General features: G+C 80.4%; 1 pseudogene. It reads left to right on the top strand.

The window, feature by feature from the left end:
• Positions 1–404: pseudogene (locus JGS39_RS40285) on the top strand (hypothetical protein); the annotation flags it as partial.

The following is a 404-nucleotide window of genomic DNA, read 5'->3' as shown; positions in this document are numbered from 1 at the left end:
GCCCGCGGTGGCCGTGGTCGACGCGCCGGCCGAGGGCGTGGTGGCCGCGGCGGACGCCCCCGACGTACAGGACGCGGTCCCCGCCGCCTCCGAGGACACTCCGCAGGACCCCGCCTCCCCGCCCGCGTCCTTCACGCCCCACCGCGACACCAGCACCGCGCAGTTGGGGGTCATCGACCACCAGGCGCCCCGGCCCGACCGGGCGACGACCCAGCTCTCGATGCCGCCCGAGCTGCCCGCGCCACCCGGGCAGCTTCCCGGGCAGGGGCAGCCGGCCGGTATCCCCGCGGCCCCTCTGGCCCCGCTCCCCCGGGCCCTGCCCGGGAAGCTGCCCGGGTGGCGCGGGCAGCTCGGGCGGCATCGAGAGCTGGGTCGTCGCCCGGTCGGGCCGGGGCGCCTGGTGG

It is taken from the genome of Streptomyces poriferorum, from assembly GCF_019399235.1.
In the GTDB taxonomy this organism is placed as follows: domain Bacteria; phylum Actinomycetota; class Actinomycetes; order Streptomycetales; family Streptomycetaceae; genus Streptomyces; species Streptomyces poriferorum.
This window is presented reverse-complemented; position numbering and strand designations above follow the sequence as displayed.